Origin of the sequence: Allobosea sp. LjRoot9 (assembly GCF_964252745.1) — a bacterium.
GTDB lineage: Bacteria > Pseudomonadota > Alphaproteobacteria > Rhizobiales > Beijerinckiaceae > Allobosea.
This window is the reverse complement of the sequence record NZ_CAXUPC020000001.1, coordinates 170,013-192,418: the sequence shown is the minus strand read 5'-3', so window position 1 is coordinate 192,418 and position 22,406 is coordinate 170,013. Positions and strand designations below refer to the sequence as shown.

25 protein-coding genes are annotated in these 22,406 nt (G+C 65.5%); 14 read left to right on the top strand and 11 right to left on the bottom strand.

The window, feature by feature from the left end:
- Positions 1-144: 144 nt before the first annotated feature.
- Genes ACSQ3P_RS00905 through ACSQ3P_RS00885 form a run of 5 tightly spaced genes read right to left on the bottom strand, consistent with a single transcriptional unit; the run spans position 145 to position 3,784 of the window.
- A complete protein-coding gene (locus tag ACSQ3P_RS00905) occupies positions 145-783 on the bottom strand; it encodes a hypothetical protein (RefSeq protein ID WP_436163827.1) in 639 nt (212 codons plus the stop codon).
- Positions 783-1,400: a hypothetical protein gene (locus tag ACSQ3P_RS00900; protein WP_436163826.1), complete on the bottom strand. Its 618-nt coding sequence runs from the start codon at positions 1,398-1,400 to the stop codon at positions 783-785. Before ACSQ3P_RS00900 ends, ACSQ3P_RS00905 begins: the two co-directional genes overlap by 1 nt.
- Entirely contained in the window at positions 1,397-2,353 is a 957-nt protein-coding gene (locus tag ACSQ3P_RS00895; RefSeq protein ID WP_436163825.1) for an ABC transporter substrate-binding protein, read from the bottom strand. Before ACSQ3P_RS00895 ends, ACSQ3P_RS00900 begins: the two co-directional genes overlap by 4 nt.
- Positions 2,350-3,102, bottom strand: coding sequence for an ABC transporter ATP-binding protein (locus tag ACSQ3P_RS00890; protein WP_436163824.1), 753 nt, complete (start codon positions 3,100-3,102; stop codon positions 2,350-2,352). Before ACSQ3P_RS00890 ends, ACSQ3P_RS00895 begins: the two co-directional genes overlap by 4 nt.
- On the bottom strand, positions 3,095-3,784 hold the full coding sequence (locus tag ACSQ3P_RS00885; protein WP_436163823.1) for an ABC transporter permease: 690 nt from the start codon (positions 3,782-3,784) through the stop codon (positions 3,095-3,097). The genes ACSQ3P_RS00890 and ACSQ3P_RS00885 overlap by 8 nt, the downstream gene beginning before the upstream one ends.
- A gap of 373 nt (positions 3,785-4,157) precedes the next feature.
- Between ACSQ3P_RS00885 and ACSQ3P_RS00880 the strand changes: the two genes are divergently transcribed.
- Together ACSQ3P_RS00880 and dksA are read left to right on the top strand one after the other, a co-directional pair.
- On the top strand, positions 4,158-5,531 hold the full coding sequence (locus tag ACSQ3P_RS00880; protein ID WP_436163822.1) for an MBOAT family O-acyltransferase: 1,374 nt from the start codon (positions 4,158-4,160) through the stop codon (positions 5,529-5,531).
- A 348-nt stretch (positions 5,532-5,879) separates the two neighbouring features.
- A complete protein-coding gene (gene dksA, locus ACSQ3P_RS00875) occupies positions 5,880-6,302 on the top strand; it encodes an RNA polymerase-binding protein DksA (protein WP_069692337.1) in 423 nt (140 codons plus the stop codon).
- Positions 6,303-6,839: 537 nt separating this feature from the next.
- Here the strand turns inward: dksA and flgH are convergent.
- Genes flgH through flgF form a run of 4 tightly spaced genes read right to left on the bottom strand, consistent with a single transcriptional unit; the run spans position 6,840 to position 10,239 of the window.
- Complete coding sequence (flgH, locus tag ACSQ3P_RS00870; RefSeq protein WP_436163821.1) at positions 6,840-7,580, bottom strand: flagellar basal body L-ring protein FlgH; 741 nt, start codon at positions 7,578-7,580, stop codon at positions 6,840-6,842.
- Positions 7,581-7,604: 24 nt separating this feature from the next.
- Positions 7,605-8,666 (bottom strand): flagellar basal body P-ring formation chaperone FlgA, encoded by a 1,062-nt coding sequence (gene flgA, locus ACSQ3P_RS00865; RefSeq protein WP_436163820.1) that lies wholly within the window; start codon positions 8,664-8,666, stop codon positions 7,605-7,607.
- Between the two features lie 17 nt (positions 8,667-8,683).
- Entirely contained in the window at positions 8,684-9,475 is a 792-nt protein-coding gene (flgG, locus tag ACSQ3P_RS00860) for a flagellar basal-body rod protein FlgG (RefSeq protein ID WP_310156768.1), read from the bottom strand.
- Positions 9,476-9,495: 20 nt separating this feature from the next.
- Positions 9,496-10,239 carry a flagellar basal-body rod protein FlgF gene (gene flgF / locus ACSQ3P_RS00855; protein ID WP_436163819.1) on the bottom strand — a complete coding sequence of 248 codons (744 nt, stop codon included), beginning with the start codon at positions 10,237-10,239 and terminating at the stop codon, positions 9,496-9,498.
- A 292-nt stretch (positions 10,240-10,531) separates the two neighbouring features.
- Between flgF and fliL the strand changes: the two genes are divergently transcribed.
- The 7 genes from fliL to ACSQ3P_RS00820 all read left to right on the top strand — a co-directional run bounded on the left by fliL (position 10,532) and on the right by ACSQ3P_RS00820 (position 18,266).
- Positions 10,532-11,041 carry a flagellar basal body-associated protein FliL gene (gene fliL / locus ACSQ3P_RS00850; RefSeq protein ID WP_436163818.1) on the top strand — a complete coding sequence of 170 codons (510 nt, stop codon included), beginning with the start codon at positions 10,532-10,534 and terminating at the stop codon, positions 11,039-11,041.
- Between the two features lie 42 nt (positions 11,042-11,083).
- Positions 11,084-12,217, top strand: a complete 1,134-nt coding sequence (fliM, locus tag ACSQ3P_RS00845; protein WP_436163817.1) for a flagellar motor switch protein FliM — start codon at positions 11,084-11,086, stop codon at positions 12,215-12,217.
- 17 nt (positions 12,218-12,234) lie between these two features.
- Positions 12,235-12,687, top strand: a complete 453-nt coding sequence (locus ACSQ3P_RS00840) for a DUF6468 domain-containing protein (protein WP_436163816.1) — start codon at positions 12,235-12,237, stop codon at positions 12,685-12,687.
- Positions 12,684-13,523 (top strand): MotE family protein, encoded by an 840-nt coding sequence (locus ACSQ3P_RS00835; RefSeq protein ID WP_436163815.1) that lies wholly within the window; start codon positions 12,684-12,686, stop codon positions 13,521-13,523. Before ACSQ3P_RS00840 ends, ACSQ3P_RS00835 begins: the two co-directional genes overlap by 4 nt.
- A 253-nt stretch (positions 13,524-13,776) precedes the next feature.
- Complete coding sequence (locus tag ACSQ3P_RS00830) at positions 13,777-13,929, top strand: hypothetical protein (RefSeq protein ID WP_436163814.1); 153 nt, start codon at positions 13,777-13,779, stop codon at positions 13,927-13,929.
- A 212-nt stretch (positions 13,930-14,141) separates the two neighbouring features.
- Positions 14,142-14,363: a hypothetical protein gene (locus ACSQ3P_RS00825; RefSeq protein WP_436163813.1), complete on the top strand. Its 222-nt coding sequence runs from the start codon at positions 14,142-14,144 to the stop codon at positions 14,361-14,363.
- 516 nt (positions 14,364-14,879) lie between these two features.
- Complete coding sequence (locus ACSQ3P_RS00820) at positions 14,880-18,266, top strand: tetratricopeptide repeat protein (protein ID WP_436163812.1); 3,387 nt, start codon at positions 14,880-14,882, stop codon at positions 18,264-18,266.
- A 3-nt stretch (positions 18,267-18,269) separates the two neighbouring features.
- Here ACSQ3P_RS00820 and fliP read toward each other — a convergent pair whose 3' ends face one another.
- Together fliP and ACSQ3P_RS00810 are read right to left on the bottom strand one after the other, a co-directional pair.
- Positions 18,270-19,010: a flagellar type III secretion system pore protein FliP gene (gene fliP / locus ACSQ3P_RS00815; protein ID WP_069693929.1), complete on the bottom strand. Its 741-nt coding sequence runs from the start codon at positions 19,008-19,010 to the stop codon at positions 18,270-18,272.
- A 209-nt stretch (positions 19,011-19,219) separates the two neighbouring features.
- A complete protein-coding gene (locus tag ACSQ3P_RS00810; RefSeq protein WP_436163811.1) occupies positions 19,220-20,587 on the bottom strand; it encodes a hypothetical protein in 1,368 nt (455 codons plus the stop codon).
- 10 nt (positions 20,588-20,597) lie between these two features.
- On the opposite strand from ACSQ3P_RS00810, the gene ACSQ3P_RS00805 reads away from it, so the two are divergent.
- From ACSQ3P_RS00805 to fliQ, 5 genes are all read left to right on the top strand, one after another.
- Entirely contained in the window at positions 20,598-20,774 is a 177-nt protein-coding gene (locus ACSQ3P_RS00805) for a hypothetical protein (protein ID WP_436163810.1), read from the top strand.
- Positions 20,775-20,846: 72 nt separating this feature from the next.
- Positions 20,847-21,248: a flagellar basal body rod protein FlgB gene (gene flgB / locus ACSQ3P_RS00800; protein WP_436163809.1), complete on the top strand. Its 402-nt coding sequence runs from the start codon at positions 20,847-20,849 to the stop codon at positions 21,246-21,248.
- Positions 21,249-21,276: 28 nt separating this feature from the next.
- Entirely contained in the window at positions 21,277-21,687 is a 411-nt protein-coding gene (gene flgC, locus ACSQ3P_RS00795) for a flagellar basal body rod protein FlgC (RefSeq protein ID WP_069692351.1), read from the top strand.
- Between the two features lie 29 nt (positions 21,688-21,716).
- Complete coding sequence (locus ACSQ3P_RS00790) at positions 21,717-22,040, top strand: flagellar hook-basal body complex protein FliE (protein ID WP_103717184.1); 324 nt, start codon at positions 21,717-21,719, stop codon at positions 22,038-22,040.
- A 28-nt stretch (positions 22,041-22,068) separates the two neighbouring features.
- Positions 22,069-22,335 (top strand): flagellar biosynthesis protein FliQ, encoded by a 267-nt coding sequence (fliQ, locus tag ACSQ3P_RS00785; protein WP_069692353.1) that lies wholly within the window; start codon positions 22,069-22,071, stop codon positions 22,333-22,335.
- Positions 22,336-22,406 lie beyond the last annotated feature (71 nt).

The following is a 22,406-nucleotide window of genomic DNA, read 5'->3' as shown; positions in this document are numbered from 1 at the left end:
GAAGCGTTCCAGCAGACCAAGGCGGGCGTGCTGATCACGCCGCCGCGCCAGCAAGTTCGGCGCGATGCCGAGGCTGCGCCCCTGGAACGTCCAGCGACCTTGGCGCAAGCACGACAATATTCCGCGGTGAGAGGCGTCGCGTGCTCAGCGCGACGCCCGAAACGCCTCGTCCGTCCAGTCGAGCAGCTTGCCGAGGAAGCGTGACGCCGCCGGCATGAAGAAGCTGCCATGGTGATAGAACGGGTCGAGCGTGGTCACGATCATCCGGCCCGGCCCACCGCCGACATTGCGGTGGTCGTAGAGGATCGAGCCGCCCTTGCCTTGCGGATCCCCCTCCGGCGTGATCTCGACCAGCGAGGTCGCGCCCGGCGGCGGCGTCAGCAGCCCGTGATAGTGCCAGACCAATTCGCCCATGCCGACATGGCGGAAGACCTCGTGCTCCGGCGCGACGATGCGGTGGCCCGGATCGGCTCCCTTCTCCAGCCACCACCAGAAATTCGTCGGCCTGAACTCCCAGGCGACGCCCGGCGCCCAGTCCTGCGCCCGGTTTTCGCCCAGCACGATCAGCGTACCGCCCGCCGCGAGATAGCTCAGCAGGAGCGGCCGCTTGCGCCGCAGCACGGCAGGATGAATGCGGTCAGCGACAATCAGCGCGTCGCACCCGGCGAGAGCGGCGGCATCGAGTTCTGGTGCGTATATCGTGCGGTCGAAGCGTCCTGTCAGGCGCTCGCCCTCGATCGCCTCTTTGTGGAAATAGGTTCCACCCTCGAGCAGCGCCAGCATCACCAGGCCTCCATTGGGGCCGTGATCCAGTCGAGCAGTTGCGGCATGATCCGGTCCGCGGTCGAGCCGGAGCCGTGATAGCCCCAGAGATCCGCCCCCGCATGGACCAATAGCCGCCCGCCAACCGCCGGCCGGCACTCGAAATCGACCGGGTGGCGGCCGGGCCCGAGACTGTTGAGCACGCGCGCGCCCGGCGGCGGCGGGTTCGAGCCGCGGCCGTAGAAACCCGCCACGCCCCGGCGGCGCGACAGATGTTCCATCTCGACCCCCTCCCAGACCGGGTGCGCTGCTTCGCGGTTCACTTCGAGATCCTCGACGCGATAGTTCGGGATCGGCGCGAAGGGATTGAGTTCCGCCAGGAAAGGATGGCCGACATGGCCGCAGACCACGATCGTCCCGCCCTGCGCCAGGAAGCCTTCGAGCTGGACCCGGCGCGAGGAAAGATAGCGCTGGTCGGCATGGAGGCCGACCAGCAAGCCGCGAAAGGCGGCGAGATCGGTCCGCTCCAGATCGTAGAGCGGCAGCAGAGCGATGCACGGCCCCAGGACAAGGTCGCGGATGAGATCCTGGACGCCGCCCTCGGCCTGTTCGCAATCGAGCAGGGCGACGTCGTTCACGGCTTGAACGCCAGCGGGTCGATTAGGTCGGCACGGATGTCGATCGTCTTCTGCAGCATTCCGGCCTCGACCATGAAGCGCTGGTCGCCCGCGAGGTTCTCGATGTCGCGATCGGTCATCGCCAGAGTGAAATCGTACCAGGGCAGCTGCTTGCGCGCGTCATCGGTCGAGATCTTCTGGTCCTCGGCCGCGATCTTCAAAGCCTCCTCGGGATTGTCGCGCATGAAGTCGAGCGCCTTGCGATGGGCGGCGAGATAGGCCGCAACCAGAGTGGGCTGCTCCCGCAGGAAGGCACTGCGGACGGCAATCACCGAGATCGGCGCGATCAGCCCCTCTCCGCTCGCGAGGATGCGCCCGCCGGCCGCCTCCACCTGCAGCGCATTGGCACCGGCCAGCGTCGCAGCATCGACCTTCCCGGCGAGCAGCGCGGCGCGCGCAGCCGGCAGGTCCATGTTGAGATACTCGACATCGGTCAGCTTCATGCCCTTGGAAGCGAGCGCCGCCGCGAGGAGCTGGTTGAGCGTCGTGCCTTTCGGCCCGGCGACGCTCTTGCCCTTGAGCGCCTCGATGCTGCCGGGGCCATTCGCACCGGTCATCACGAAGAAGGCCTTGGGCGAGCGCGAATAGGCGGCGATGACCTTGAGATCGATACCGTTGGCACGACCCAGGATCGCCGAGGTGCCGCCGAGCACGCTGGCGATATCGATGGCGCCGGCCGCAAGCGCCTGAATCTGCGCACCACCCGAGGTGATCTCCGGATTCTCCGTCTTGACGCCGAGCGCGCCAAAGGCATCGTCGAGGAAGCCCTTCTTGCGCATGATGATCGAGGGCACGTTGAAGGGCGAGGTGACATAGGTCACGCGCACGCTTGCCGGCTTGTCGGCGGCATGGGCGGCGATCATCGGCGACGTCGCGAGCATTGCCGCGGCGACGAAGAGCTTCAGAAATCTCATGGCACGGTTTCCTTGAGGTGAGAATTTGGCCCTGTTTCGAGCAGCCGCTCCAGCACGGTGCGGCGATGGGCGAGCAGAGCGGGATCGGTGGCGTCGCGCGGATAGGGAAGATCGACCCGATGCAGGCCGACGAGCCGACCTTCGGAGAGTTCGGCGACCGCCTGCCCCAGCAGCACGGCTTCCTCGACATCATGCGTGACGAAGACGATCGTCGTGCCCCGCGCCCGCCAGATCTCGACCAGCTCCATCTGCAAGCTGCGGCGGGTGAAGGCGTCGAGCGCGCCGAAAGGCTCGTCGAGCAGCAACAGGTCGGGTTCGAGCACGAGGGCGCGCGCAAGCGCGACGCGCTGGGCCATGCCGCCGGACAACTGGTCCGGCGTCGCCTCGGCGAAGCCGGACAGGCCGACGAGTTGCAGCGCCTCCGTGACGCGGCGCACCAGCAGCCCCTTGTCGAGGCGGCCCACGAGGCCCAGGCCGACATTGCGGGCGACGCTGAGCCAAGGCATCAGCCGCGGCTCCTGGAAGACGTAGCCGATGCGGGGGCGACCACCGCCCTCGAAGCGCAGTTCGCCATCGCTCGGTTCCGCCAGTCCGGCCAGCAGCCGCAGCAGCGTGGTCTTGCCGCAGCCGCTGCGCCCGACGATGGTGGTGAAGCCGCCGCGAGGCAGGCTGAGGTCAACGCCCTCCAGCGCCGCGAACTCCCGCTCGCCGACCGTATAGCGCAGACCCAGGTTGCGCGCTTCAAACACGGCCGAGCTCCAGCTGCGAGCGCAGCCACGGCGCCGATCTGCGCAAGGCGGCGCGCGCCAGCGCATCGGCGATAAGCCCGAGCACGCCGATGACCAGCACGCCGACGAGCACGATGTCGGTCCGCGCCATGTTTTGGGCGTCGATGATCAGATAGCCGAGCCCCGCACTCGAAGCGATCAGTTCGGCCCCGACCAACGCCCGCCAGCTATAGCCGAGCGCAATCCGCAGCCCGACCACCAGCGCCGGCAGGGAAGCCGGCAGAACGATGCGCGTCAGGATCTCCCGCCGGCTCAGGCCGCAGATGCGCCCGACCTCGATCAGCTTCGGATCAGCTTGGGCGATGCCGCCGAGCGCTCCGAGAAAGATCGGAAAGAAGCAAGACAGCACGATAACGCCAACCTTCTGCACCTCGCCGATGCCGAGCCAGAGAATCAGCAGCGGCAGCAGTGCCAACGGCGGGATCTGGCGCATGAATTCGAGCGCGGGCTCGCAGAAGGAGCGCAGGCGCGGCAACAGCCCAAACAGCAGCGCCAGCGGCAACGCGAGAATGACCGACAATCCGTAGCCGAGGCCGACGCGCTGGAGGCTGATCGCAGCGTGTTTGGCGAGCGAGCCATCCTGGATGAGCTGCCAGCCTGCCTGTGCCACCGTGACGGGCCCCGGCAGAAGAAAGGGTGACACGAAGCCGGTCGCACTGGTCACGAACCAGGCAAGCCCCAAAACCCCAAAGACAAGGAATCCGCTCAAAGCCGACATATCTGAACAAAGGGACCTGCCTAACGCGCGACATCCGCGTCGGCGAGCGAAGCCCTAATGGCGATATGACTAAAAATCCAACATAAACTTCAATTCCGAATATTATTTACTTAGAACAATCAAGGTATAAGCCATAAATTATAATAATTACAAACTTGAACGGAAGACCCGAGAGATAAAACAGATCCGCTATCCTGGCTTACCCGGCTATCCCGGCCGGACGCGCTATGCACGGCAGAATGACACACCTGATGTAATCGTCTAAGGCGACCGTCATGAAAGCGCCGCCCCTCGCCTGATGCTCTTCAACTCCTTCGCTTTCCTGCTCGGCTTCCTGCCGCTTGCACTCGGCCTGCATTGGCTCGCCGAGCGCTTTGCACCGCAGTGGCGGCTGCCCGTGCTGGTGGCGCTGTCCTTCGCCTTCTACGGCTATTGGGACTGGCGCTTCGTACCGTTGCTGGCGCTCTCGATCGGGCTGAACTGGCTCATCGCCGAGGCGTTCCAGCAGACCAAGGCGGGCGCGCTGATCACGCTGGCGATCGTTTTGAACCTCGCCGCGCTTGCGCTGTTCAAGTACGTCAACTTCTTCGCTGATCTCGCTGGGATGATTCCAGGACTTGCGACGCCGCGGCTCGATCTCACGCTGCCGCTCGGCATCTCCTTCTTCACCTTCCACCACGTCATGTACCTGACCGATCTCAGGCGCGGCGAGGCGCCGCGCTACGATCTGGTGCGCTACGCGCTCTACATCGCTTTCTTCCCGCAAGTGCTGGCGGGGCCGTTGGTGCGCTGGCGCGAGATCATGCACCAGTTCGAGGAGCGGCCCTATCAGCGGCCGGATGCGGCCGAGCGGGTCGCGCGCGGCCTGATGCTGCTGAGCGCCGGCCTCGCCAAGAAGGTGCTGCTCGGTGACCCGCTGGCCGAATACGCCAACCCGGTCTTCGCGGCCGCCGCCGTCGGCAAGGTCGTCAGCATGGCTGAGGCCTGGCAAGGCATGCTCGCCTTCACCTTCCAGATCTATTTCGACTTTTCCGGCTACACCGACATGGCGCTCGGGCTGGCGCTGCTCTTCGGCATCGTGCTGCCGCAGAATTTCGAGGCGCCCTATCGCTCGACGAGCATCCAGGATTTCTGGCGGCGCTGGCATATGACGCTGTCGCGCTTCCTGCGCGACTATCTCTACATCTGGCTCGGCGGCTCGCGGCATGGCCTGCCGACCCAGATCTGGGCGCTGTTTGCGACCATGGCACTGGGAGGGCTCTGGCACGGCGCCGGGCTCACCTATGTCGCCTGGGGCATCGCCCATGGGCTCGCCCTGATCGTGGCGCTGCTCTGGCGACGCGCCGAACTGCCGATGCCCAAGCCGCTCAGCTGGCTCCTGACCTTCGTCTTCGTCATGCTGTGCTGGGTGCTCTTCCGCGCCACGAGTTTTGAGGCGGCATTGGCGATCTATAAGGGGCTGATCGGCCTGGCTCCGACGGGGACGGGCTTCAAATGGCGCGCGCTGCTGCCGGCGGCCGCCTTCGCCTTTCTGGGCCCCACGGCCTGGACGCTCGTGCACCGGCTGCCCCCAGCGCGCTGGATCGCGTTGATTGCGGCGCTCCTCTTCGTCATCGTCCTGTTCAAGATCGGCGACGACGCCAATTACGAGTTCATCTACTTCCAGTTCTGAAAGCATCGCAGCGGTCCCGGCCGCGTCTCGGGCCAGCGGAAGAATCGCAAGCCCAGGCTGATTCTACCGCCATCCTCATCCCTGCAGCCGTATCAACGGGACCTGCCGAGGCGGGCAGCCTCCCACCCTGGCACCGCCGCCTTGAAGAAAGGGCAAGAATCAGGGGTAGAAAACGCCTGTTTCGGCGCTCTGTCACCCAGTCGAGGCAATGTGTTGACGGAAGCGGTTGAAGACGCGCAGCGGTGATTGTTACTGCCCATGTCCCTCGCTATAAGGGCGCGAAATCGGCGGGCCTCCCACGGCAGAGTCGGTGGGCGTGCCGAGACGACCAACTCAGAGAGTGCGCCTATGTCGAAGCAAATCATTCTCGAAGCGGACTACAAACCCACCGACAGCGAGCCGTTCATGAACGAGCGGCAGCGCGAGTATTTCCGCGGCAAGCTTTTGTCCTGGAAGAATGAGATTCTGAAGGAAGCAAAAGAAACCCTGGTCACTCTGCAGAGCGAAAGCGAGAACCATCCCGATATCGCCGACCGCGCCTCCTCGGAAACCGACCGCGCCATCGAGCTGCGCGCCCGCGATCGCCAGCGCAAGCTGATCGCCAAGATCGAATCCGCCATCGCCCGCATCGATGAAGGCTCCTATGGCTATTGCGAGGACACCGGCGAGCCGATCTCCCTGAAGCGCCTCGAGGCCCGGCCGATCGCAACGCTCTCGCTGGAAGCGCAGGAACGTCACGAGCGCAATGAGCGTGTGTTCCGCGACGATTAGCCAAGGCCTGCTTCGCAGCCATGCCGAAGGCCTTCCGCGACGCGCGGAGGGCCTTTTTTGATTTGCAGGCAAAAGCCCCGCGCGGGAGGCGCGGGGCTTCTTTCTGGCCGCCAGCCTTGTGAGCTTGGGGAGCGTGGCGGGCGGCCGGGACGAGAGCCGGGTGACGAAAGGCGGGAAGCCGTCTCTCGTCTACCACTCTCACTAGAGCGTTTTCGAGCGAAGTGGATACCGGTTCGCATGAAGAAAACGCGTCAAAACAAAGAGATAGAGCTGTTGAACGATCCAATCGGATCGGAAACTGCTCTCGAGCAGGATGCGAAAAAGTGGGCACCGGTTTTTCGCATTGATCCTGCTCTCACTTTTAGATGAGAGACGGATTCAGATTTCAGCTGGGATCACTTCGTGAGCCCAGCTGAAATCATCCGGCTCTTGGCGATAAGAGCCGGCGGCTCGGGAGAGACCGCCGGCCGGCCAGCGCGGGAATAAGCGGGGAGCGTTCCACGCCGGCCGGGACTTCGTGAGATCTGCGCGACGCCTTTAGAAGGGCAGCAGGATATCCATGACCTGCTGGCCATAGCGCGGCTGCTGGACATCGGTGAGCTGGCCGCGCCCGCCATAGGCGATCCTGGCCTGGGCGATCTTGGTCGAATCGATGGTGTTGTCCGATTCGATGTCCTCGGGTCGGATCACACCGGCGACGATCAGCTCGCGCACTTCGAAATTGACCCGGATCTCCTGCTTGCCCTCAATCACCAGATTGCCGTTGGGCAGGGTTTGCGTGACCACGGCGGCGACATTCGTCGCCAGGGTCTCGGCGCGGCGCACCGAGCCGACGCCCTCGCTTGAAGCGGTCGAATCGAGCTTCAGCAGCGAGCCGGCGGTGGCTCCGTTGGGCAGCTTGTTCTCGTAGCCGAGGATGTTGTCGGCGCCCGCATCCTCGCCGTTCTTGCGGCTGCGCTTGGTCGTGTTGTCGAGCTGGGCCTTGTCGGTGACCTTGACCTTGACCGTCACAAGATCGCCGACCATCCGCGCGCGCTGATCCTTGAAGAAGGCGCGCGAGCCGGTGCGCCAGAGCGAGTTCGGCGCGAAGGAGGCATGCTCCACCGCCGGCATCGGCATCTGCACGGGCTTGTAGCCCTTCACCGCCGTTGGGTCCTCGATCGCGGAGAGGGCTGGCGCCTGGCCGACATTGGCGAGCCGGTCGGCCGCGCCGCAGGCGCTGAGAGCGACACCGAGGGCAAGGAGCCCGGAAAGTCTGACGAGAATGCGTGTGGTCATGATCAGGGTCCGCAACTGTCTGGATCAAGGAGCGCTGGCGACACGGCCGACGGCAGAGCTCTGGACGGAAACCCGCCCGGGCCCGCTGACCGTGCCTTGCAGCACGCGCTTGGATTGAGGATTGGTGACGGTGACGACATCGCCCATCGCACCGGCCTCGCCGGCCTTGCCGCGCATCGAGATGAGCAGGCCGGGCGCTGCGTAGACGATGGTGACGAGATCGCCCTTCCCGACGATCTCCTCGCGCTGTACGTCGCCGACGCGCAGCGGCATGCCGACATTGAGCGCACGCCGCGCCACCTTGTCGATGGCCGCCTTCGCGTCGCCGATGAGTTCGGTCGCCTGCCCATCGCGTGGACGGCGCTCGACCACGACGTCAGTCGCGCTCAGCGTTTCTCCTCGGGCGATGCTGCGGCGAGGCACGACGACCTCGACGGTGTCGACCATCTGACCGGTGATGCGGATGGGCTTCAGGCGCATCGCCGCGCTGCCCGGCACGATCAGCCGGGCCTGCACCCGGCGCGAGCGGACGTCATAGCCGAGATCGAGCACCGTCACGTCGCCGGTCAATTCGGGCTCGATCGCGATCGCCGGCGCGCCGCCGTCGATCGCAAGCGCCAGCGCCCGGGCATCGACCCCGAAACGCTCCTGGAGGCCGGTCTTGACCGCCGCCTCGAGATCGGACGCCATCAGGCGGCGCGCTGCGCGGGTCACGATCACCTGCGCGAAGCCATGGCTCTCGATGTCGCCGGCATCACGAATGATGCCGGCGGCGCGCGCGGCCTCCATGATGCGGCTGACCTGGATCGTGCCGGTCTCGCCGAGTGCCGGTGCCCGGAAGCCCGGGGTCGCGGCGGCCTCGCTCGGCAATCCCGAGAGCAGATCGCCGAAGCTGACGAGCTCGCTCGTGAGCGTGAGTTCGGGACGCAGGAAGGGTTTGCGCACCGGCGTCGGAGCCGGCGGCTGTTGCGGCGCGGGTGTGACGATAGCTGCCACGGCCCCGGCGCGAGCGACTGGATGGGGCTGGGCGGCGAACGCCGTACCAGCCAGCGCGACGGTAGCGAAGAGGGTCGATAAGCGGATCATGGCGCGCATCCTCAGCCCTAACCGCGGAACATCGACGTCGTCGCCGACATCATCTGGTCGGCGGCAGTGATGACCTTGGAGTTCATCTCATAGGCGCGCTGAGCCGCGATCAGCGTGGTGAGTTCGGTCACGGCCTGGACGTTGCCTTCTTCGAGATAGTTCTGCTGCAGCGTGCCGAAGCCCTCGCCGCCGCCGACACCATCGATCGCCGGACCCGAGGCCGCCGTCTCGACGAACAGGTTGTCGCCGATCGATTCGAGCCCGACCTTGTTGACGAAGCGGGTGAGCTGGAGCTGGCCCAGCGTCTGCGGCGCGGTCTGGCCGGGAAGCTGGACCTCGACCGTGCCCTGCGCATTGATGCTGACGCTGGTCGCGTTGTTCGGAACCGTGATGCCGGGCTCGACCGTATAGCCGTCCCGGGTCACGAGCTGGCCCTGGGCGTCGAGATCGAAGGAGCCGTCACGCGAATAGGTCGTGCGGCCATCGGGCATGCGGATCTTGAAGAGGCCCTCGCCCCTGATGGCGACGTCGTACTGCTTCTCGGTCGAGGACAGGTTGCCCTGGCTCATGATGCGCCCGGTCGATGTCGTCTTCACGCCGGAGCCGATGAAGGTGCCGGCCGGAACCATCGTGTTCTGGTCGGAGGTGGCCGAGCCCGCGCGCCGGAAGTTCTCGTAGAGAAGATCCTGGAAATGCACGGTCTGGCGCTTGTAGCCGGTGGTGCGCACGTTGGCGATGTTGTTGGAGATGACCTGGACGTTGAGTTCCTGGGCCATCATGCCGGTGGCGGCTGTCTGCAGGGCGCGCATTGGCTTGCTCCTTCCCCGGTTCAGGCTTGCTGATCGGCCAGGCGAGAAATCGCCTTGGTGCGCAGTTCGTCGGTCTTGGTCATCATGTTAGCGATGCCCTGATAGGAGCGCTGGACCTCCATCAGGCGGGTCATCTCGATGATGGCCTTCACATTCGAGCCCTCGATCGCACCGGGCTCGAGCCTGGCCTGCGGCCCGGCCGGCAGCGGCGGCGTCGCCGAGGCGAACAGGTTGTTGCCGTCGCTGCTCAGCGCACGCGGATTGTTGAAGCGGACCTGCCTGAGCTTGCCGCGGACGCCTTGATCGCTGGAGACGGTACCGTCGACGGCGATGCTGAAATTGGTCTCGGTGTTGCTGAAGCGGATCGGCCCCCCCTCGCCCAGCACCTGCTGCCCGCCTTGGGTCACGAGCTCGCCCTGCTGGTTCAGGCTCAGCGAACCTGCGCGGGTGTAGCGCTGGCCGTTCGGCGTCTGGACCACGAGGTAGTTGTCCTCGCGCAGCGCGACGTCGAGTGGGTTGCCGGTGCGCTCCAGCGCGCCCTGCGACAGGTCGATCGGCGTGCCCTTGTCGATGACATAGGAGAGCCGCCGGTCGCCGCTCGGAAAGGTCTCGGCGCTGGCGACAGGCATGATGAATTCATTGAAGCGCGCCGAGCGCGATTTGAAGCCGTTCGTGCCGGTATTCGCCAGGTTGTTGGCGATGACATCCAGCTCGCGCGCCAAAGCCATTTGACGCGATAGGCCGACGAGAAGCGCGTTCTCCACGGCATGGTCTCCCGAATTGTCCCGCGATCGCTTCGACGCTCCCCAGCGCAGCCATCGCAGCACCACAGCCGCAAGCGCTGTGCCAACATGGTTAAAATCAACCAACATATTGATTTATAATATATATTTTGGATTTCTACGGCATTGCGCGGCCCGGCAAATTCGGGACTTCGGGCAGAAATGACCCGGCAAGATTTGCCGTCCTTAACGACGCGTTAACCGTGATTGATCAGGGTAATGTCAGGGAGCAGGGCATCGATGCCGCACGCGCCCAGCCCGAGGCGGTGCTGCGATGTCGAAGAAGACCGGAAAGACGGACGAAGAGGGTGCCGAAGGCGGCGAAGCCTCCAAGGCCGGCAAGAAGAAGCTGATCATGATCGTCGGCGCCGTGCTGCTGCTCGCCGGGCTCGGCGGCGGCTGGTTCTTCTTCCTGAAGCAGCCCTCCCCGGAGCAGATCGCAGCGGCCGAACATGCGAAGGCCGCCAAGAAGCCGGCGAGCTTCGTCGAGATGAGGGACATGATGATCGGTATCTCGCCGGGCGGTCAGCAGGACCGCCAGCCGATCATCAAGGTCAAGGTCGTGCTCGAGATCGCTGACGCCAAGGTCTCCGAGGAGATCAAGCCCCTGCTGCCGCGTGTCGAGGACGCTTTCCAGGTGTTCATGCGCGAATTGCGCCCGGCCGATCTGGAAGGTTCGGCCGGCATGTATCGCCTCAAGGAAGAATTGCTGCGTCGCGTCAACGTCACGGTCTATCCGGCCAAGATCGACGCGGTGCTGTTCAAGGAATTGCTGGTGCAGTGAGCCCTCCGGGCTCCGCGCACCAGCCGGGATGACGACGAAGACATGAGCAACGACGACCTCGACCTCGCCGGCAAGCCCAAGAACGAGCCCCTCAGCCCGGAAGGGATGGCGGCCGAATGGGCGACCATGCCCGACATGCTGATGGAGGAAGGCGAACAGGATGGCGGCACCGACCGCCTGATGTCGCAGGACGAAATCGACACGATGCTCGGTTTCTCCATCGGCGACGACAGGGACGCCCGCAACGGCATCCAGGCCATCGTCGATTCCGGCTCGGTCGCCTATGAACGCCTGCCGATGCTCGAGATCATCTTCGAGCGTCTCGTGCGCCTGCTCTCGACCAGCCTGCGCAATTTCTTCACCGACAATGTCGAGGTCTCGCTGGAGAGCATCCGCTCGGTGCGCTTCGGCGACTACATCAATTCGATCTCGCTGCCCGCCATGCTCTCGGTGTTCAAGGCCGAGGAGTGGGACAATTTCGGCCTGATCACGATTGAGTCCTCGCTGATCTATTCTGTGCTCGACACGATGTTCGGCGGCAAGCGCGGCCAGCCGGCGCCGCGCGTCGATGGCCGCCCTTTCACCTCGATCGAGATCAACATGCTCAAGCGCGTCATCGCGCTGATCCTGAGTGATGCCGAAGCCGCCTTCAAACCGCTCTCGCCCGTGCGCTTCACGGTCGATCGCATCGAGTCCAATCCGCGCTTCGTCTCGATCTCCCGCCCCGCCAACGCCGCCATCCGCGTCGAGCTCAAATTCGACATGGAAGGCCGGGGCGGCTGCCTGCATCTGCTGCTGCCTTACGCCACGATCGAGCCGATCCGCGAATTGCTGCTCGAAAGCTTCATGGGTGAGAAGCTCGGGCGCGATGCGATCTGGGAAAACCATCTGGCGACCGAGGTCTGGCAGACCGACGTCGCCGTGACCTGCGTGCTCCATGAGACGCAGATGCCGCTGAAGCGGGTGATGAAACTCGAGATCGGCGACACTTTGATGTTCGACGCCAGGCCCGATTCGACAGTCGCACTGCGCTGCGGCGACTTCATCGTCAGCGAGGGCCGGATCGGACGCGTCGATGACAAGATCGCCGTTCAGGTCGTCAGCCCGCTGCGCCGCTCCAAGACCACGATCGCCGCCTTCGACAGCGCCACGAGCCATCTCGGTTCCCCCTCCTGACGCGGATATACCAAGCCATGACGATCACCCTCATCGCCGATGCCCTCGTCGCAAGCCTCCTCGTCGCGACCATCATCACCTGCTACGTACTGGCCAGGCGCATCGAGCGGCTCAAGGCCGACGAAGGCGCCATGCGCCAGACCGTCGGCGCGCTGATCTCGGCGACCGATACCGCCGAGCGCGCCATCGCCGGGTTGAAGCTGACGCTGGGCGACTGCGACCGCACCCTGGCCGAGCGCCTGCGCACCGCCGAGCGCTACGCCGCCGACCTCGCCGCCCAGATCGAAGCCGGCCAGACCGTGATGGAGCGGATCTCGCAGATCGTCAGCGCCGCCACGCTGGTCGCGCCGAAAGCCCCGGAACCGCCAGCGCCCGAGCCCACCCCGATTTCGCGCATGACCAGCGCCGCCGAATCCGCAGCCGCCATCCGCGCCCGCGCCGCCCGGCGCCTGGAAGGCCAGGCCGCGTGATCGAAAGGCCCCGCCTCTTTCCGGCAGTGATTCTCGGCGCCATGGGTCTCCTGGCGCTGAAACTGCTTGCCTGGACGGCGGAGCCCTATCCGGGGAAGGTGCCGTCAAGCGCGAGTGTCTTTTCCTCCGACAGTACTCGCCCAGTGAAGCCGGAGCCCCAGGTCTGGGCCCTCGCCAAGGTGATCGCCGAGGCACATGCACCCGATCGCGTCCTGCGCGACCCGGAGACGACCGGCTCGGTCGACAAGCCTGATCCGAAGAAAGAACAGGAGAAGGCCGAGGCGGAAGCCAAGGCCGATGCGGCGCGCGCCGCCAACCCCAACAACAAGGCCGGCGTCGTCAACGGCACGGCCAAGGTTGCCTCTCCCGCCGAGCGGGCCATTCTCGAACGCCTCGGCGAGCGGCGCGAAGAGATTGATGCCCGGATTCGCGAACTGGAGATGCGCGAACGCCTGCTCGACACCGCCGAGAAGAAGCTCGATGGCCGCGTCGGCGACCTGAAGCAGCTCGAAGACAAGGTCGACGGCCCCAAGCGCAAGCCCGCAGAGGACGAACTCAAGGCGATCAGGAATCTCGTGATCATGTATGAGACGATGAAGCCGAAGGACGCAGCACGCGTCTTCGATCGCCTCAGCCTCGACGTGCTGCTGCCGGTTGTCCAGCAGATGAACCCGCGCAAGATGTCCGACGTGCTCGCCGCCATGGCGCCCGACCGGGCCGAGAAGCTGACGGTGGCCCTCGCCACCAGCTCGCGCGCGCCAGAGCGCAGCACGGCCGAACTCGTGCCGCTACCAGGTAACGAACTGCCGGCCTTCGCGCCCGCTCCGCGCCGGTAGAGCGTTTTCGAGCGAAGTGGATATCGGTTCCCCCGCGACAAACGCGAAGCGTTTGCGCGGAGAAAACGCGTTAAAACAAAAATCTAGAGCAATTGAACGATCCAATCGGATCGGACATTGCTCTGATCGCACCGGTCCGATGCAACACCAGCGGGCAGCGCCCGCAGGCGGCATGCCTCCTCATACATCATGGTTAACAAAGACTTAAGGGGGCGCCACGGCCCTTCAATCGGACCAAGCACGGACTCCAATGATGCTTTGGATCCCGACCATGCTGGCGATCGCGCTGACCCATGTCGTCAGCAGCCTGATCGGCTGGTGGAACGAGATCGGCGCGTGCTGGTGGCATGACGGCAGCAAGGCGCGCCATGGCCATTCCGTCCATGCCGCCGCCGCCAACTCCTGAAGCAATAGAGGCGAGCCGATACCGCCAGGCCGAGGCTTCAGGCCGATCCTGCACTCGCTTGGAAGCTGCGGCGAGATCCGCGCTGGAGCCAGCCCCGTCCCCTTGCCTCGCACTCGGCCGCAGATGGCCATTCCTTCAGGGGAAGATCGAGCTTGACACAACCATTAGTTGTATATCTCTCATGGACGGTCAGGTAATGAAGGATCGTCCTTATGAATTCGGAGTCCGCTACGAGCGATGATCTGGTCGCCGGCATCGGCGACGACGAGCCGGCGCTTGAAAGCCGAACGCCGCAAGCAGATCAGGCCTCGGCAAAGACGCTCGCCCAAAGGTTGATGATCATCACGATAGCGCTGCTTTTTATCAGCGCGACGGTTTTATGGGTCGGGTTTCTGGGATGGATGGCTTGGCGTCTGCTGAACGTCAATCCATGACCGGAGCGCGATCGACCAGTTCCAGGAAGACCGCGAAGCACGACAAATAGAAAATCCCGACATAGATCAGCATCGCGTCCTCCAACCCAGCTCTTGTTTCGGATAGAACGCGACCCTCTACTGACCAGTATGGAAGTATGGTTAATTTCTCGATGATTGCATCAGTTTTTTAGCCGGCGCGGCATGATCCTGGCCTTGCGAGCGCCAAGCCGACGGGCGCCCCCGGCGGATAAACCTAAATCGCGTGCGCCCTGGAAATCATCGCTTGGCTGCCGCCGTGCCATGACCGGTCCGCGATCGCTCCCCTGATTTTCCAAGACCGCAATCCCGACGCCCCTCTAAACGGTTGTTCCGCAAGGATATTATCCCGAGGCCACGTTAACCCGGCATTATCCTTGACGGACTAGCGTCCAAAGCAGGCGGACGGCCTGGTCAGGCCGCTCCGGCCCGTTCGTGTCGCGTTGCGTGAGTTCTCCGGTTTTGCGTGTCCCGCGTTCCCTTGCCTTCGGTATCGGATTGGCTGCGCTCGCCATCGGCGCAGGCCTGTGCGAGCCGACCCTCGCCGCCAACGCCACCTTGCGCGGCCAGGACATGCCGCCGGGCTTCGGCCGCCTCGCCCTGACCTTCGACGAACCGACGCCGACCCGCATCCGCCTCAACAATGGCGTGCTCGTGGTCGCCTTCGCCTCTCCGGTGAAGATCGACATCAACAAGATCGCCAAAGAGCTGCCGGAGTACATCACCCTGGCGCGGCTTGACCCCGACGGGCGCGGCATGCGCTTCGCGCTTCCCAAGAGGTTCCGCGCCAATCTGATCGAGGCCGGAGACAAGGCCTTCATCGATCTTTTGCCCGAGAACTGGACCGGATTGCTGCCCGGCCCGCCACCCGAAGTGATCGCCGAGATGGCGGAGCGCTTGAAGCAGGCCGAAGCCCGCGTCAAGGAAGCTGCCCGCCAGCCACGGCCCCAGAACAAGCCCTTGATCGTGCGCGGCGCCAAGCTGCCGACGCTGGAGCGCCTGATCTTCCAGGCCCCTCCGGGGACCGCTCTCACGACGGCGCTCGAGGACGGTACTCTGAACCTGACCCTCGACCAGCCGCTGGCGGTCGAGCCCATAGCCCTCAAACGCGCCCTGCCGGACGGCGTCGCGCTGCTCTCCCACGAGACCGACGAGACCGCGACACGGCTTGAACTCTCGATTCCGAAGGACTGGCAGGTCAGGAACTTCCAGGACGAGGACGGGCTGACGGTCGATCTCCTGCGCCCTACCAAGACCACCGGACCGACATTGGCGAGCTTGCCGGAGGGAACGGATGCGGCGGTGAAGGCCGCGCCGACGCCCGCTTCCTTACCGGCTGCGGCTCCGGCAGCGGCTCCCGCCGTCACTCCCGACAACCAGCTCGCGACCACTCCTGCGGCTGTCGCCCAGCCGGTCATCGACCCGACACCCCAGGCGGTGAAGATCGAGGCGGCCGGCACTGCACAAGGTGGCCATATCGATTTCCGCTTTCCGCGCATGACCGGCGCGGCCGCCTTCATCGACGCGGGGATCGTCACCCTCGTCTTCGACACACGCGACACGATCAACCCGGCAGATTTCAAGACCATCCTGCCGCAACTCGTCGAAGATGCGACCGTAACCCGCGAGGGCAAGGTCACGCTGGTACGTCTGCGACTGGCGAGTCAGCAATTGACGCGGCTGATCGATGACGGCCCGACCTGGTCGCTGAGCCTTGGCGAGCAGCAGAAGAAGACGGCGACCGCGATTGTGCCGCGCCGCACAATCGACGAGCGCGGCCAGACCATCCTCGCCGTACCGCTGCCTGGCATGACGGGGGTGCACTGGCTCGATCCGGGCCCGTCCGGGACGTCGCTGGCGGTCGCAACAGCGTTCGGCCCGGCACGCGTCATGGCTAAGCCCTATCAGTTCGTCGAATTCAACTTGCTCCAGACCGCCCATGGTCTTGCCGTTGCGCCCCGCGCCGACGATCTCCTGGTGCGCGCCGGGACCGACCAGGCCCAGATCGGCCGCGCCAGTGGCTTGACGGTGACGCTCGACGTAGCCGCCGAGGCGCCGAGCGAAACGAGCCAGCCCGCCGTCGCCCAGCCGCCCCTGCTCGACCCCGAGCAATGGAACAAGCTGCACGTCGACACTGTGCGGGACGGCGCACGCGCCCTGCTGCGCGACGTCGCCGACGCCTCGCGCGGCCGCAAATCCGAGGCGCGCCTCGCCTTGGCGCGCTTCTACGCCGCCAATGGGTTGATGGCGGAAGCCAATGGTCCCCTATCGGCAATGATGGCAGACGACCCGGCCATGCGGAACCAGCGCGAGCCGCTCTTCCTGAAGGGGCTGATCGCGGTGCGCATGCATCGCAATCAGGAGGCGATCAGCGCCTTCGATGCCGGCCCGATCAAGGAGGATGCCGAAGCTGGCCTCTGGCGCGCTTTGCCGGAGCAGAGACTTGGGCGCAACGCCCAGGCGCTCATCGGTTTTCGCCGCGCGGAGGCGATCCTCGATCGCTATCCACCGGAGATCCAGGCCGAACTGCGCTTTGCGAAGGCGCGCGCCGCGCTGGCGATGCAGGACCTCACCGTTGCCGAGCGCGAGATCGAAAAACTCTCGAACCTGCCGCGCGACCTGCTCGACCCCGAGAAACTCGCTCTCCTGCGCGCGCTCCTCGACGATGTCAGCGGCCGGCCGGAAGCGGCACTGAACGGCTACAAGCCCTTGTTCGAGGCACGCAGTCGGCCTGTCGCCGCCGAGGCGCAATTGCGCGCGGTCAAGCTGGTACAGGTCGAAAAGCGGCCGGACATGTCGTCCGACGAAGCCATCGCCCGCCTGGAGACGGTATCGATCATCTGGCGCGGCGGCGATCTGGAGATGGAGGCGCTGGCCGAGCTCGGCCGGCTCTATGCCGACCACCAGCGCTGGCGCGACGCCTTCATGGTCGCACGACGCGCCAATGAGAATTACCCCGACAACCCGCTGACGCGGCGCATGCATGACGAAACCGCCCAGCGCTTCGCCGAGCTGTTCAGCGGGCGCGGCACCGAACAGCTGTCGCGCATCGAAGCGCTGGCCCTGTTCTACGATTTCAAGGAATTCCTGCCGGTCGGCCGGCGCGGCGACGAAATCACCCGGCTCTTGGCCGACAGGCTGGTCGAGCTCGACCTGCTGGATCAGGCGGGCGAAATCCTGCGCTACCAGATCGAGAAGCGCCTGACCGGCGCGGCGCGCTCCACTGTCGCCACCAAGCTCGCCATGATCAGCCTGATGAACGGCAAGCCGGTCGAGGCGCTGCGCGCGCTCAACACGACGCGGCTGATCGAACTGCCCGGCGACGTCAAGCGCGCCCGCCTGCTGCTCGAGGCCAAGGCACTGTCCGATTTGTCGCGCACCGACCAGGCGCTCGAATTGCTGGAAGCGGAGCGCGGGCCGGAGGTCGACCGTTTGCGCTCCGACATCTTCTGGACCGGCAAGCGCTGGCGGGAGGCCGGCGAGGCGCATGAACGCATGCTCGGCGAAAGCTGGCGCGGCACCGCGCCCCTCAGCGAAAGCGAGCGCGCCGACGTGATGCGCAGCGCGATTTCCTATGTCATGTCGAACGAAGCGCTCTCGCTGGACCGGCTGCGGGGCAAGTTCGCCGACAAGATGGCGCAGAGCACGGATGCGCGCACCTTTGCCTTCGTCACCGGAGCCAGCCGCGCCAAGGCCTCCGACATCCGCGAGATGGCGCGCGCGGCGGCGGGCTCCGACACCTTGATCGACTTCATGACGGCCTACCGCGCCCGCTATCCGGGCTACTCCACCGCCGTGCGGCAGCGCCCCAGACCCGAGCAGCCGCCGGCCGACGGCCAGACCGGCGCTGCCGAAAGTGCGACCCCGCCGCCCAGGCAGGGCTGAGCCCTATCCCGACCCGCCATAGCTCTTGACCAGCGAACTCGCGACGAGCCCCCAGCCGTCGACCAGCACGAAGAAGATCAGCTTGAATGGCAATGCCACCGTCACCGGCGGCAGCATCATCATGCCGACCGACATCAGGATCGAAGCCACCACCAGGTCGATGATCAGGAAGGGTACGAACAGCAGGAAGCCGATCTCGAAGGCCCGGCGCAGTTCCGAGATCATGAAGGCCGGCACCAGCACCTGGATCTGGACGTCCTCGGGCCGCGCAGGAGCCGGCTCGCGCGACATCTCCATGAACAGCGCCAGATCCTTCTCGCGTACATTCTTGAGCATGAACGCCTTGAACGGCACGACCCCGCGATTATAGGCCTCCTGCGGCTGGATCTGGCCGGCAACGAGCGGTTCGATCGCCGTGCGATAAGCCTCGCGCAGCGTCGGCGTCATCACGAAGCCGGTCAGGAACAGCGCCAGCCCGATGATCACGGCATTTGGCGGGGCGGTCTGTGTGCCGAGCGCCGAGCGCAGCAACGACAGCACGACGGCGATGCGCGTGAACGATGTCACCATGACCAGGATCGACGGCGCAAGCGACAGCACCGTGATGACGGCGATGAGCTGGAGCGCGCGCTCGGCGACGCCCCCGCCTTGCCCCAAATCGAGCGAAAGCGTCTGCGCCCAAGCGGGAGCCGCCAGCACCGGCAGGAGCGCGAATGCGCCCCATAGGGCGCGGCCGCCTCGCAGCGATCTCTCAAGGGTTCTCGTCAAGGTCACGCCGGGCCGGAACAACGCCCGACTCAGTCGATCGGGCCGGCCAACGCTAGAGCCGGCCATCGCGACCCGGCAACCGAGGACAGGGCGTCAAGCCCGCGCACACCGACAATCCTGTTGATCGCGCCTGTTGAACGTACCCAGGCCGCCTCGCCGAGGCGACGAGGCGGGCCTGTGTGATGTCAGGATTTGGGCTTGGGATCGCGGCCGAGCAGGCGTGCAAACTCCGCCTCGATCGCATCGACAGAGAATGGGTCGATGGCGGCAGGCTTCGGCCCGGGCGCAGCCTCAGGCTTGGGTTCAGGCTTGATGGCAGGTTCTGGTTCGCTCACCGGCTCCTTGGGCTCGAGGGCCGTGCTCGCCTCGTGCTTATGCTCCGGTACGGCCGCAGGTTCGGCAGGCTTGGCCGGAGCTTCGAGGAACGAATCATCGATATCGTCGGCAAGAATCGACTCGGCAGCAGCCTGCTCGGTCACGGCCTCAGGCTCGCTCTCGACTGAGGCAACCTTGACGGATTCCGGCTCCACGACGGGCTCCGGCACGGGAGGCGCGGGCGGCGGTGCGACGGGAGCGGGTTTCACTGTTACGGTGAAGGCAGGCGCCTTGGGCACAATGCGCTCGGGCCTGAGGCCCAGGGCCATTTCGAGCTCGGCCTCGACATCGGCCGGCAACGGAATCGGCCGGCCAGCCGTTTCTGGAGGCGCGGGTGGAGTCGGCGTCGGCATTGCCGGCGTAATAGTGGGGGCCTCGACCACCGGCTCGACCGGCGGCGCAGGCGGCTTGGGCTCGTCCTGAAGCCGCGGCGGCTCTGCAGGCGCATTCGCCGGGCGGACGGCCGAGTGAGGCCGCTTCAGCGCCTCCTCCAATTGCTGTGTCATGCTGTCGAGCTCGACGGCGCTGGCAGATTGCGACGGGGAAAAGTCACGCGTGAAGCTCGGCGGCTGAACCGCCGGCGCCGGTATCTGGGTTGCCGCAGCCGCGAGGCTGGGCAGGACGACGGCGGCAGCAGCGGCAGGAGCCTCGGCCTGCGTCGACCCCTGCTGCGCGGGGCGCGACGGCGCACCGCCCGGGCTCGATCGGATCGGCAACCGCTCCAGTGTGGGCTGTTCCTGGCGCAGGTCTTGGCGCGTGTCTTGACGCGTATCTTGGCGCACATCCTGGCGTGCGGCTTCGGCCGGCGGCAGAGCCTCGAAGGCACCCGGCCGCTCGGGCGCCTGGGTCTCCGTGGGAAGCGCCGTCGCCGCACGGCCGCCGCTGCGCAGAATGTTGGTTTCGACCACGATGTCCGAGACACCGCCGATCATGATCAGGTGTTCGACATTGTCGCGCCGGATCAGGACGAGCTGACGCTGGCGGTCGAGATCGTGGATGTCGACGACGCCGAGACGCGGCTGGCGAGCGCGACCACCGCCCTGCCCTCTCACCCTCAGACGGCCACCCTTGATCTGGCGCGCGAACAAGCCGAGCAGCGCCAGCAGAGCCAGGATGACAGCGAAAGCGATGATCCACTTTTGCCCGGTGGAAAGATCGAAGCCAAACAACGTCTGCAAGGTTTGCCTCATGAGCGACGGCGACGCCTTCGAGCGGCCGATGTTTCCGCCCAAGGTTCAACGCCTTGGCTATAGCATAACGCTTTTCTTATCGGGCAACATGGTGAACGCGTGGTTAACCGTTTCGCTCAGCCAGGCCGATTTTAACCAACCGTTAACCCTGCACCCGGCAATATTTACCCAGTGAGCGAAAGCCTCGCCGCGCAGCCGCCCCTCGGCGACAGCCGGCCCCAGGACGACCGGAACGGAACGAGCGACCATGGCCGACACTGCTTTGGGCACCGGCGGAAACCTGATGCAGGCGCTGAAGACGCGCATGCACTGGCATCAATCGCGTCAGAAGCTGCTGGCCGAGAACGTCGCCAATGCCGACAGTCCGGGCTTTCGCCCGCATGACCTGAAAGCGCCCGCGATCGCGCCCGGCCAGGCCGGCGTCGTGATGGCGCAGACCAGCGCTGGTCATATGGGCCTCTCCGGCCAGCGTGGCGGCTTCAACGGCACGAACGCCCAGCGTTTCGAAATCACGCCGAACGGCAACGCGGTCAATCTCGAGGACGAGATGATGAAGGTCGCGCAGAACCAGTCTGACTACCAGCTCGCCGCCTCGCTCTACACCAAGGGGCTGGGCCTGATGAAGATCGCGATCGGCAAGGGCCGCTGACCGGCACCGCTAAGGTGGGAGGCAAATCATGGATTTGATGAAGAGCATCGCGGTCGCGGCATCGGGCCTGCGCACCCAATCCGGCCGCATGCGCGTGATCGCGGAGAACATGGCCAACGCCGATTCCGGGCCCGCCAGCGCCGGTGCCGACCCTTATCGCCGCAAGATCCCGACCTTCCAGCGCCGTTTCGACCGCGACCTCGATGCACAACTGGTCAATCTCGGCCGCGTCCAGCGCGACCAGAGCGCCTTCCGCACAAAATTCGAGCCCGGTAATCCGGTCGCCGACGCCTCGGGCAATGTCCGCATGCCCAATGTCGACACCCTGATCGAGACCGTGGACATGCGCGAGGCCCAGCGCAGTTACGAGGCCAACCTCAATCTGATCTCCTCCACGCGCCGGATGATCCAGCGCACCATCGACATCCTGCGCACCTGATCGCGCGGCCCGGAACAGGAACCCCAGCCATGGCCACACCCAGCTTCGCCGCGGGAGCCTACGCCTCGATCCAGGGGATGGGCGCGGGCAATCTGATGCGCAAGCCGCTCGCCGCTGCGACCGGCGCAGGCGACGGCCCGGATTTCTCGTCGCTGATCAGCAAGGCGCTCGAAGCCACCGCCGATGCCGGCAAGAAGAGCGACACGCAGACGGCCAATGTCGCCGCCGGCCGCTCCGATGTGGTCGATGTCGTGACCGCCGTCGCCGAAAGCGAGGCCGCGATCGAGACGCTCGTCGCCGTGCGCGACAAGATCATCGCGGCCTATGAGGAAATCATGCGGATGCCGGTCTGACGGCCGCCGCATTTCAGGACGAGAAGCAATGACCTCCGGAGCCATCCTCGACGTCGCGCGCGACGGCATTTTCGTCTTCCTCAAGGCTGGTGGGCCGGTGATGGCGGTTGCGCTCATCGTCGGCCTCGCCGTCTCGCTGGTGCAGGCCCTGACGCAGATCCAGGAACAGACGCTCGTCTACGTTCCGAAGATCCTCGCCGTTTTCGTGACGCTGATGGTGTTTCTTCCGTTCATGGGCGACGCGCTCGCGGGTTATATGGGGCGGGTCGCCGTCCGAATCGCCACGGGCGAATGAACCTGCCGCAGCTTTGCCCGGCCATGGTCGCCCATGGCCCCAGCTTGCGACGCACCGATCGGCGAAGAGGC